We start from the raw sequence: 11757 nt of genomic DNA on the forward strand, positions 1-11757 counted from the left end.
ATTTGATCATGGAAATAAAGAGAGGAATAATACGATGAAAAAAACAATGCAATTTACGGGTCTCTTGATCGCAGGAAGCTCGATTTTATTAAGCGCATGTGGTCAGCAAGAGGAGAAGGCAACCGCATATGACAAGATTCAAAAAGAAGGAACGATCGTCGTCGCTACAGCTGGTACACTTTTCCCGACATCTTACCATGAAGAGAAGAACAATAAGTTGACTGGATTTGACGTCGAAGTCGTTAAAGAAGTAGCAAAACGCCTTGATTTGAAAGTGAAATTCAAAGAGATGTCATTCGACGGTATGTTGACAAGCGTCAATACAGGTCAAGTCGATCTTGCCGCTAACGACATTACGATCACCGATGATCGTAAAGAAAAATTTGCGTTCTCAAAACCATATAAATATACGTATGGTACGGCAATCGTCCGTAAAAGTGATTTGTCAGGCATCAAATCTCTCGAAGATCTAAAAGGAAAAAAAGCTGCCGGAGAAGCAACAACGACGTATATGCAGATTGCTAAAAAATACGGTGCAAAAGAAGTCACTTACGATAACGCGACGAACGATCAATATCTTCGAGATGTCTCAAATGGTCGCACAGACGTCATCTTGAATGATTATTACTTGCAAACACTCGCTGTCGATTTCTTCAAGGACTTTGATATTACGATTCATCCTGATATCGCTTATAATCCAAGTCAGGTTGGTTTAATCATGGATTTAGATAACAAGGAACTTCAATCCAATATTAACGAACAACTCGATAAGATGAAGGAAGACGGCACGTTAAAGGAAATTTCCAAGCAATTCTATGCCGGAAAAGATGTCTCCCAAATGCCTGACGTCAAAACGACGATCGTCGATGTGAAGTAACGATGTCTTCGATTGATTGGCGGTCCGTCTTCAATCCGGAATTGGCGGTCGAATCGTTTCCTTATATTTTGAGTGGACTAGGGCAGACGTTATGGATTTCCTTGCTTAGCATGGCCATCGGTCTCGGAATCGGGTTAATCCTTGCCCTTTGTCGTCTGTCTCGCCTTCGACTTTTACGTATCGGAGCGAGCGCCTACATCTCGTTCATGCGAGGTGTCCCGATTCTCGTATTGCTGTTCATGTTGTATTTTGGGCTGCCGGTCATCAATATTCAACTGAACGCGTTAACCGCAGCAATTACCGGTTTTAGTTTGAACAGTGCTGCGTACATGGCGGAGATCATTCGTTCTTCCTTGCTATCGATTGATCGTGGTCAGGAAGAGGCGGCGGCGTCACTCGGTTTATCCAGATACCGGACATTTGTTGGCATCATTTTGCCACAAGCGATTCGAATTGCTATCCCACCGCTTTCAAACGTCTTGCTTGATCTGGTTAAAGCTTCATCGCTTGCTGCCATGATTACAGTTCCTGAGATTTTTCAAAAAGCAAAAATTGTTGGTGGGCGCGAATTCGATTATATGACCGTCTATTTTGTTGTTGCGTTCATTTACTGGGGTATCTGTTCTTGTATCGCAGTCATTCAAGAGATTCTCGAACGACGTTTTGCGCGGTATCTGTGATTCATTAATAAACAGTTATACGAACAGGCGATGGACATAGTCCACCGCCTGTTTACTTTCTTTTTTGATATATCATATCGTCAGCCTTCTCGATACATCGTTAAAAAGTGTTCTAATTGTCTTGGTTGTAACGGGCGATGGAAGAGATATCCTTGCAATGTATGACACCCTAATCTCTCGAGCAATGCCGCCTCTTCTTCTAATTCAATCCCTTCAGCTACGATTGTCATATCTAATCGCTTCCCTAACTGAATGATCGTTTCGATCATCGCTCGTTTCTTCTCAGAATGAATGGCTTCTTGAACGATTTCTTTTGGAATCTTCAATTGATCGAACGGTAACTCCACTAAGGATTGCATCGATGAAAAGCCCGTTCCGAAGTCATCGAGCGCAATCCGGATCCCATACAAATGGAGTGCGTTTAATGTCTCGATGATTTGCTCTGTTCCTTCAATGAAGATGTGTTCTGTCATTTCGATTTCGAGTAATGACGGAGGAAAGCCAGACTGTTTTAAGATCGCCAATACGCGATCCGTAAAATCAGATTGGCGTAATTCCCACGGCGAGACATTCACAGAAATTGTTAACGGCTCCTTGCCTTCTTCCAACCATGCTTTTCCTTGGAAACAAGCTTGACGCATGACCCAAACTCCTAATGTCTCAATGAAACGTGTCCGCTCCGCGAGTGGAATGAACTCGTTTGGTGGAACAAGACCATATTCCGGATGATTCCATCGAATTAATGCTTCGACTCCTGTAATTTGACGAGTTCGTGCATTGACCTGAGGTTGAAATAAAATAAAAAAGTCGCGATCCAGTTCTGCATCGTACAAGTCGCGTGTTAACTGAAGCGCCCGCTTTCGTTCATTTTGTGTCGCTAAATCTGTAATCGCATACGTATTTTTCCGATTAGATTTAGCAGTGAACAAGGCAATCTCCGCATCATTAATGACATGGTCCGTCGTTTCGTCATTCACATAGGAAACACCGATACTTGCAGTGACGTTAATCTGTTTAAAATCAATTTGGACGCGCTCTGATACACTCGATAATATATCGTCACAAAGAGTTCGCGCATCGTAATGGTTTGGTGCATGTAGTAAAAAAGCACTTCCACTCGCTTTCGCAATCGTACAATCCGGAAAGCGATTCATCAACCGACGACCAATGATATGCAAAGTGCGGTCACCTGTCCGGTAACCAAAAGCATCATTGACGGTTTTAAAATCATCCAGATCAACCAGACAAATCATGTCGCCTTCTCGCTTCTTCTTGTCCACTTCTATGACAAAAGAAGAACGGTTTGACAAACCTGTCACAGAATCCGTAAATGCTTGTTCTTGTAAACGGGCTAAGTAGTCAATATTACGCTCAAGACGAGTGACGTATTGATTATGGATCAATAAACTTATGATCGTCGCAATCAAGATAAGTCCAATTCGCGCAATATGATCGGATGCAAACAGCGTAACACCCTCTAGTGAGGGAGTCTGATACCAAATATAGAGGAGAGAGAGCGTCGTGATGCTCGTCGCGTATAACAACATCGTTCGGTTAATAACGACGAGAGACGCTAAAATAAACAGTAATGCGCATGCCCAAACGGACTGAACACCTCGATCAATGAATGGATAATAAATATAAGGAATCAATAAAAAAATACTCGACATCATATGGGGTTTTAAACGATCTGACAACGAGCTTTTACCGATGAAATACTGCGCGATTCCAGCACTTGCAATGACGGTCGCTCGCACCCAATCGTCACCATCTAAACCGGAGCGACTAAATGTATTCGCCACGATGTATAAAACGGCACCACAACTCGTCAACACAAAAATGATCATCCCGAACAACTGATAATTTGCCCGAATTTCTCGATGATATTGCAGACTATTGGAAGAACGTCGCTGTGTATTCACCGCCATCCCCTCTTTCTAGTTCCTGTCGTTTATTTTCCTTATCAGAACCAAAATAAAACCTGAATTTTCTAAAAATAATAAAATAATGGGAAGTCATGATTTTGAGCGGAATGGGAATAGATAAGTATAGAAAGGAGTAATGTTTATGTCACACTTACTATTCATTGAAGCGAACGATAGCACACATCAAAAAAAAGGCATTAGCTCTGAATTGAACGATGCCTTTTTGAACGCGTATCGCGAATCACATCCGGATGATGCAGTTACGGTTTTGAATTTATTTGAAGAACGTCTTCCCTTTTTCGATTTGAAACTTGCGAGCGCAGCAGGTCGTCTCTTTAAAGGCGAAGAATTAACTGGAGATGACGCGACTCATGCTCAGCGACTTCAAGAGTATTTAAACGGGTTTTTAGACGCCGACAAGGTCGTCTTCTCATTTCCGATGTGGAACTTGACGGTTCCGGCACCACTGCACAATTATATGGATTACCTTGCCCAAGCTGGTCAAACGTTTCGTTATACGGCAGAAGGTTCGATTGGGCTTGTTGAAGACAAACAAGTGCTGTTGATTCATTCACGTGGTGGTGATTATTCGACGAAAGAGAAAGCATCGAGTGAGCATGCTGTTCGCTACATGCTAGATTTATTAGCATTCTTTGGCATTGAAGATGTATCGACTGTCATTCTCGAAGGACATCAGCAATACCCGGAACGTGCCTCTGAATTAATCAATCAAGCGCTTCAAGAGTGCCGACAATTCGGTCGTGAGTTTTAAGTGGGGAAGAGAACGTACTCTGCATGTTCTTCCAGAAGTATTTTTTCATGAAGTGGCATATTAAATGCTCGAAAGACGGAATAGGCCATCGTAAAATCGCGTTGGATAGCTGAAAGATCGCCATTCAGTTGTTGAGTGAAATATCCTCGCTGATAATAAAAGTGACCTAAAAAATGACCATCTTCTATTTGAAGACTCTCTTGAATACCTTGTTCGGTGATTTTTAGACCGGCAAGGTATTTTTTTGCATTAATAGTTGTTGTCCATAATTATATAAAATCTTGATTCGAACTTTTTTCAATTCGATGGATGGGTAATGCGATTGAATCAATGTTTGAAAGATAGCCTCCGCTAAATCGAAGTCACCATGTTCAACATACAAATTTGCTATCGCCATCTGAATTCTTAAATACAGAGTAGCTGATTCAAACCAAAGGTGTTCTTTATTGAGTAATCGTTCGAGCGATTGAATGGCTTTTTGGTAGTGAAGTTGGCCACTTTTTTCTTGAACGATGACTTGATAATATGCTGCTAAGTCACGAACTTCCTCAAAATCTACTGTTGAAAGAATATGTTCGATCATCTTTAAAGAATCGACGTATTGAATAGTGCGCAATAGTTCTCCTAATTGCTTGTCATACGATTGAAAAACATCACTTCGTAAATGATCTTGAAACAACATCGACAATGGTACCTTTAATCGTTTTGCGACTTGTTGTAGCAAATCGATGGTGGGTGAGTTTTTACCATTTTCGATTTTACTAATTTCAGCTTGGCTACAAATACCTTCACACAATTCTGATTGTGTAATCTTTTTTTCTTTTCGAATTCTCTTGATTTCATAACCAATCGAGACGGGTAAGTGATCCATTATATCTTCCTTTCTTTCACTTCCATCATCACATTTGAAAGTGGAGAAATTGTTTTTTACCTTTCAAGACTAACGCGGCATGATTCTCATTGCCAAAGGCAGTAAAAAGAAAATAGGCATGAGTAAACGCATCACGGATATCACACTTTCGATAATTCAATTCTTCATAGAAACATCCTCTTTGATAAAAGAAATGTCCTAACATCGCTGTATCTTTTCGTTCGATGGATAAACAAATCCCTTGTTCAGCAACCTGTAGTCCTGTTTTAAAGTCATTTTGAAAATACAACTGTTGCGCATGATTATATATGATTTTACACTGTAATTTTTTAAGTGCATGTGTCGAATAATCATACGATAATAACCCTTCATATATTTTTCGCGCATATGGATATTGACCGTTCAAGTAATAATAGTTCGCGACCGACATTCGAATACGTAAATAAAGAACAGGATACTCTATTTCCATTTGATTTTCTTCCGATAAGCGAAGCAATTGGGAGATACATGTCCGGTAATCGATATCTTTTTTACCTTCGCGAGCAACCCATTCAAAATAATGAATCAATAATTGAACGGAAGGAGGAAGATTAGGTGGTAAACGTTTCATAAATTCTAGCATTTCATCATAACGATGTTGCCTAGAAAAGTCGGATAGTTGTAAATCATAATGTTGAAATAGCTTTACTTCATTTGAATCGATGAAGATTTGCTCCATTGAAATATGTAATTTTTGGGACAAACGTGGAACAAGATCGATGATTGGAATTATTTTCCATTTTTTCAATTTTACTTAATTCTGCTTGACTACATACATCTTTTGCCAATTCTTTTTATGTTAAATTTTTCTCGATTCGTAGTTTTTTATTTGTTTACCAAATGACTCGATACGCAAACTTCCTTCCCCTTTCTTGTATTTTTTTGTAGTAATCTTAGTCCAGTACAGATTGTAGAAAAGAACGTTTCGTCTTTAGAACGATGGTAGCGTATTGTTTCATCTGAAAAGCAGAGAATAATTCATACGCCATCGTATAATCATGTTTCATCTGCATAAAATTCGTATCCATCCGTTCATGAAACTCGCCACGTTGATAATACAAGTGCGCTAAGTAGGAAGTCTGTCTCAATTGTCGACTGAGCTGTATGCCTTCCTCGATGATACGAAGACCCTTTTGAGACTGATCCATTTTATATAATAATTTTGCATAGTTATAAAGGATCTTTAGTCGCTCACTCTTCAGACCACTGATTTCTGTAGTGATGCGTAATACTTCATCATAAATTTTTTCTGCTTGTTGATACTGTCCGCACTCTGCATATAAAATGGATAATGCCATCTTGATTCGAAAGTAAAGCATCGGATCTTTCACCCATAAATCCTCTTGATCCATCCATCGCGTAAATAAAACGGAGGTCGTTCGATAATCAACTTGTTTTTTTCGATAATCAATCACAATTTCATAGTAGGTTATTAATCGTCTTATTTCATCAGCAGAATCCTCTACTGAGATTTGTTTCATTTCATGAGAACATTCATCAAAAGCATTCTCGCGTAGTAAGGTACTAAGTTTTTGATCAATGATATTTGCCTGCTCCAATTGATGTTCAGAATCGCTCTTTAATAAGTCTGATATAGGAACACGAAGTACTGTTGCGATTTGTCGTAATAATTCCACAGTCGGCATCGTCTTCCCGTTCTCAATCTTACTAATTTCAGCTTGACTACAAATCCCTGCACTCAGATCTTTTTGCGATAAACCATTCAACTGTCGAAAAAATTTTAGTTTTTTACCAATTGGATGTTCGTCCTTCATCTAATCACCTCTTTGAAATAAACGAGTTGCACTTTTCATGAAAAAACCTTCTTGTTTACCAAGAAGGTTACGTATCCTTTTTATTAATTCTCAAAGGTAAACAACATATACGGTTCCTTCATACGAAGAATCATCTTTTTCCGAACGTCGTGTTCAAATGCATGAAATAGTGCATAGGCGACTGAATACTGTTTTTGGAGTGACTTCTCATCCTCACCTGAGTATTCATCATAGTGAGCGAGTTGATAATAAAAATGACCGAATAGAAATGTATGATTATGCATCAAGCATAACTCATATCCTTTTTTGGCGATGACGATACTTTCCTCAGACTTCCCTTGGTACTCAAGAATCTGACAATGATTGAAGTAAATTTTCAATAGCGCATTTAGATGGGTAGTGGACTGAAGAACTTCGATTTCATTTTCTAATTCCTGATACACGGATTCCGTTAAATAAAATAAGTCCTGCTCTGAATACATATTCGCAATTGCCATTTTGATTCGAATGAACAATTGAATGGACTGAGACCAGACTTCTTTTTCAATCAACAAGTTGCTGAGTAGGCTTGCCGCTGCCCGAAAATCGATTCGATTTTGCTTTAGGTCAATGATCGTCTTGATGTAGCTTTTTAAAATGTCGATTTCGACGATGCTATCCTTTTCTTGCTGGTGAATTCGCTCTAACGCCTCTTTGTATTTCTCTTCTCGAAGCAAATCGGACAAGAATCGATCTAGTTGAAAGAACTTTTCCTCATCGGTATGTTCTTGAAACAACAAAGAGATGGGAACTTGCAACCTTACAGCAAGTTGTTGTAATAAATCAACAGTCGGAGAATTTAAGCCGTTTTCAATTTTACTAATTTCAGCTTGACTACATAAATCAGCACATAGTTCTTTTTGAGAATACCCCTTTTGAACACGAAATCGTTTTAAGTTTTCTCCAATTGGATTAGCATTAACCATTTTATCAAATCCTCCAAATATCTTAAAACGTCACACTGTGTTTTGAATCATGCTTCGTGTTTAACGGTAGACTCAAAAGTAAACAATAAATAATCTTTCTTTAAGTCAACGACTAATTGTTTCGTCGTTTGAAATTCAAATGCGTGTAACAATGTATAAGCTATCGTATATGTCTTTTGAAATAAAGCGGTACCGACAGCTACTTGATAATTTCCTAATTGAAAATAAAAATGCCCTAACAGAAAAGTCTGTTGAGATTCTAAGCATAAATTAATTCCTTTTTGAATAAACACATTCGCTTCTTCAAATAAATCTTGATACAAAAGAATTTGAGCATGATTAAAATAGATTTTTATCAAAGAATTAATATATTGGGAACTTTTGAGTCGTTCTAATAGCGTTTCAATGTCGGAATAAGTACCTGTAGTTAAATGATATAACTCATGTTCAGCATATATATTGGCAATTGCCGTTTTAATCCGAATGAATAAAGAAATGGATTCGTTCCAAACATCATACTCGTTTAAAAGGTTACTTAATAAGGAAGTGGCTGTTCTAAAATCAAACCGATTTTGTTTCATATCCACGATGATCCGAAAGTAAGCACTTAATATGATTAAATTCATATTATCTTTGTAATCATACTTTGAAATGAATTGTATGATTTGATCAAAATTCTCTTCTCGAAGTTGATCTGAAATAAATTTATCAAAAAAATCTATTTCTTCATTAGCTTGAGGATTCTCGAATAAAAGTGCAATCGGACTATTTAAACGAGCGGCAATTTTTTGTAATAATTCTACGGTTGGTGAATTTAAGCCGTTCTCGATTTTACTAATCTCAGCTTGGCTACAAATACCGTCACATAGTTCTTTTTTGGGTCATTTGATTTTCGATACGTAATTGTTTAATTTTTGCACCGATTGATGAAGTTAAATCATCCATCTTCATCATTCCTCACTCACTTCCATCTACAGGAAATAGCAATAGCTCTGATAAATGTGTCTCAAGAATTTTTCGGTATGCGTGATTATTCGTCGCTGTGAAAAATGAATAAGCAATCGTATACGCTTCTTTAATACTTTTCTCGGAAGCGTTTAACGCTTCTAAAAAGAAGCCCTTTTGATAATAAAAGTGACCAATGTATGTTAAATCTTCTAGCTCTTTTGTTTCTTTTATTGCGTGTTCAACTTCTTTTAACCCTTCCTCAAATCTCTTTAATCGATATAAGTTACGTAAGTAGTTATATATGATTTTCATTTTAATTTTTTTATACTCGCGTGTTCGATAAGGTAGTTTTAATAACTCTTCGTAAATTTGGTGAGAATGCATGTAATCCTCATGATTCGTATATAAAACAGCGATTGCCATCTGAATTCTTGTATAGAGAAGAAATGACTTTTCAACTAAACTTTCTTCAATGACTAATTTTAATAACGCAGAAATACATGTCCTAAAATCGATGTTTCCTTTTTCATGTAATAACAGCTTTTGATGATATCGAATTAACACTTGAATTTCAAACACAGTATTTGATTTCGCATATTCTTCTAAATCCTTCTCCATAGCTGAGTAAGTTTTCTCTCTCATATGGCGCAACATTCTTTGATCAATTTCATTTAATTTTTGTGAGACGATCTCATCTTCAAAAAACAATGAAATCGGGATGCGTAGTCTTCGACAAATCTGCTGCAACAGATCAATCGTCGGTGAATTTCGACCATTTTCGATTTTACTGATTTCAGCCTGACTACAAATTCCCTCACAAAGTGCTTTTTGTGTCATTCCTTGTTTTTTTCGTTCTTGCTTGATCTTATCACCAACAGATTGAATGACTGGATGCATGGAGGTCACTCCTCAAATCAAAAATATCGAACTCATGAAAAAAATCTTCCGTTTCAAGTATATATCACTTGAGACGGAAGACGTGACTATGCTTCCGGCGAGAATCGAACTCGCACTGCAGCATTACCATTGCTGAGGTCTGCCATTAACCTACGGAAGCTTGCAAAACCTGATTCTAGTATAACTTATAGAAAAAGACAAAACAAGAAGTCGATGCTTTTTCAGCTCAACTTCTTGTCACTAATTTACAATGTAGTTTTCGTTAGCGAGTTATCATAAACGACTAAAACTGAATAATGTTCATCCGCTTTAGACGCAACGAATGTTGAAAATTTTAATGTAATGATAGCGTTCGATCCGACCCCATTATTTTCAAAAAAGTCATTTAGTCTTTCCTCTAATTCTTCAGGCGATCGCCCGACGACTACTTTAGAATGCAACATGATCATCACTCCGTTCCGTTATGGTAGGTTCGAGTTTAGTAATTTCCTTATCGAATAAAAGTTAAACCTTTATTTTTTCGACTTGCCCCACTCTCTCCCTATCCGCTATGGTGAAATGGAGTCATTCAATTATTGAAGAACAGGAGTGAAGTCTGATGGAACAAATCAATTTCGATGAAACGATCGAGAAACGAAATACAGGATCCGTCAAGTGGGACGGGCTCCCTTCGCTGTATGGATCAGATGAGCTGATTCCGATGTGGGTTGCCGACATGGACGTCCGTCCACCGCACCATTTGACAGAACGATTGACAAGACGTGCTGCTACAGGTCATTTCGGTTACTCGATGTTTGAAGACGAAGCAAAACGAGCGATTCAGCATTGGTTTCAAAAGCGGTATGACGTATCAATCACTACTGATTCCATTCTTTATTCAAGCGGTGTCGTTCCTGGACTTGCGCATACTGTCCTAGCATTGACTGAACCAAGTGATGAAATCATCATCCAAACACCGGTCTATCCTCCATTTCATCAAATCATTCAGTCTAATCAACGACAACTCATTGAAAGTCCGCTTCTTTTAGACGGTGAGACGTACCAGACCGACTTTCCACTTCTCGAACGACAAATGCGAACAGCACGTATGATGATTCTCTGTAGCCCGCATAATCCAAGCGGTAAAGTCTATCCGAGAGAAGAATTACAACAAATCGTCGAACTCGCGAAGCAACATGATGTTTATGTTGTATCCGATGAGATTCATGCGGACCTCGTCTATACAGGTTCCGTGCACACGCCTATTCTTGGTTTGGATTATGAAAAACTCATTTTAGTAAGTGCACCATCCAAAACGTTCAATATTCCGGGTCTCTATGCGTCTTATCTGATCGTACCTGACAACTCGATTCGTCAACAGATCGAGCGTATCCAGCAGCGTCATTTCGTTCACCCGAATGCATTAGCTTCAACTGCTATTACAGCAGCGTATGGTGATGTTGCGAGTGAACAATGGCTTTCACAATTACTTGTGTATTTAGAAGGAAATCGTGACCATGCTATTCGTCGGATTCGCCAAGAGATGCCAAAACTAGACGTTGTCATTCCAGAATCAACTTTCCTGTTGTGGATCGACTTCAAAGCACTCAAACTAGACAGTAAAACACGAGCAGATTGGCTCGTCAAGGAGGTCAAAATTGCCCTAACGCATGGTTCTTCGTTCGGATCTGGTGGAGAAACATTTGAACGTTTAAATATCGGGTGTCCTCGTGCACAATTAGATCAGGCACTAGACCGCTTAAGCGCTGCATACCAACGGTTTTGGACAAATTAACATGACACGAATGATCCTAATTCATTAGGGTCATTTATTTTTTGTTGAATTATTCTGAATATTTTAAATTGATGAACTTCAACAGGGACTAAAACCGTCCCAACCCCTTAAGGCACTAGGCGTGGCGGCACTTTTTATGAAATTGAAGTGACTTGCAAAGTCGTTTTATCCCCTGTAAGGTGGGGAACATATCATTTGGCGAACTGGTTAATACGTACTTGATCGCTGAAAAAA

Annotated in this window: 10 protein-coding genes, 1 tRNA gene and 2 pseudogenes; 4 read left to right on the top strand and 9 right to left on the bottom strand. The window is 38.6% G+C overall.

The annotated features are described in order from the left end of the window. The first annotated feature begins 34 nt into the window (after nt 1-34). Complete coding sequence (locus tag ESP131_RS11935; protein ID WP_069940808.1) at nt 35-877, top strand: transporter substrate-binding domain-containing protein; 843 nt, start codon at nt 35-37, stop codon at nt 875-877. A 2-nt stretch (nt 878-879) separates the two neighbouring features. Beyond that, complete coding sequence (locus ESP131_RS11940; RefSeq protein WP_029341944.1) at nt 880-1557, top strand: amino acid ABC transporter permease; 678 nt, start codon at nt 880-882, stop codon at nt 1555-1557. Between the two features lie 80 nt (nt 1558-1637). Here the strand turns inward: ESP131_RS11940 and ESP131_RS11945 are convergent, their stop codons facing one another. Beyond that, nucleotides 1638-3479, bottom strand: coding sequence for a putative bifunctional diguanylate cyclase/phosphodiesterase (locus tag ESP131_RS11945; protein ID WP_425323771.1), 1842 nt, complete (start codon nt 3477-3479; stop codon nt 1638-1640). Nucleotides 3480-3624: 145 nt separating this feature from the next. Between ESP131_RS11945 and ESP131_RS11950 the strand changes: the two genes are divergently transcribed. After that, on the top strand, nt 3625-4254 hold the full coding sequence (locus ESP131_RS11950) for an FMN-dependent NADH-azoreductase (protein ID WP_069940810.1): 630 nt from the start codon (nt 3625-3627) through the stop codon (nt 4252-4254). On the opposite strand, the pseudogene ESP131_RS11955 reads toward ESP131_RS11950, so the two are convergent. The 8 genes and pseudogenes from ESP131_RS11955 to ESP131_RS11985 form a co-directional block, all read right to left on the bottom strand. Continuing rightward, nucleotides 4251-5125, bottom strand: a pseudogene (locus ESP131_RS11955) (helix-turn-helix domain-containing protein). The gene ESP131_RS11950 and the pseudogene ESP131_RS11955 overlap by 4 nt on opposite strands. A 28-nt stretch (nt 5126-5153) precedes the next feature. Beyond that, nucleotides 5154-5912, bottom strand: a complete 759-nt coding sequence (locus ESP131_RS11960) for a hypothetical protein (RefSeq protein ID WP_029341946.1) — start codon at nt 5910-5912, stop codon at nt 5154-5156. Between the two features lie 145 nt (nt 5913-6057). Further along, complete coding sequence (locus ESP131_RS11965; protein ID WP_029341947.1) at nt 6058-6939, bottom strand: helix-turn-helix domain-containing protein; 882 nt, start codon at nt 6937-6939, stop codon at nt 6058-6060. Between the two features lie 83 nt (nt 6940-7022). Further along, entirely contained in the window at nt 7023-7904 is an 882-nt protein-coding gene (locus ESP131_RS11970; RefSeq protein WP_029341948.1) for a helix-turn-helix domain-containing protein, read from the bottom strand. A 47-nt stretch (nt 7905-7951) separates the two neighbouring features. Continuing rightward, nucleotides 7952-8689, bottom strand: coding sequence for a hypothetical protein (locus ESP131_RS11975; RefSeq protein WP_425323778.1), 738 nt, complete (start codon nt 8687-8689; stop codon nt 7952-7954). Next, a pseudogene (locus tag ESP131_RS17080) lies at nt 8669-8767 on the bottom strand (helix-turn-helix domain-containing protein); the annotation flags it as partial. The gene ESP131_RS11975 and the pseudogene ESP131_RS17080, both read right to left, overlap by 21 nt. 94 nt (nt 8768-8861) lie before the next feature. Beyond that, a complete protein-coding gene (locus ESP131_RS11980) occupies nt 8862-9749 on the bottom strand; it encodes a helix-turn-helix domain-containing protein (protein WP_069940813.1) in 888 nt (295 codons plus the stop codon). 89 nt (nt 9750-9838) lie between these two features. Beyond that, nucleotides 9839-9909, bottom strand: a tRNA-Thr gene (locus tag ESP131_RS11985). Between the two features lie 438 nt (nt 9910-10347). Between ESP131_RS11985 and ESP131_RS11990 the strand changes: the two genes are divergently transcribed. Beyond that, nucleotides 10348-11523, top strand: coding sequence for a MalY/PatB family protein (locus ESP131_RS11990; RefSeq protein WP_083254816.1), 1176 nt, complete (start codon nt 10348-10350; stop codon nt 11521-11523). Nucleotides 11524-11757: the final 234 nt, after the last annotated feature.

It is taken from the genome of Exiguobacterium sp. U13-1 (genome assembly GCF_001750115.1).
Classification (GTDB): Bacteria; Bacillota; Bacilli; order Exiguobacteriales; family Exiguobacteriaceae; genus Exiguobacterium_A; species Exiguobacterium_A acetylicum.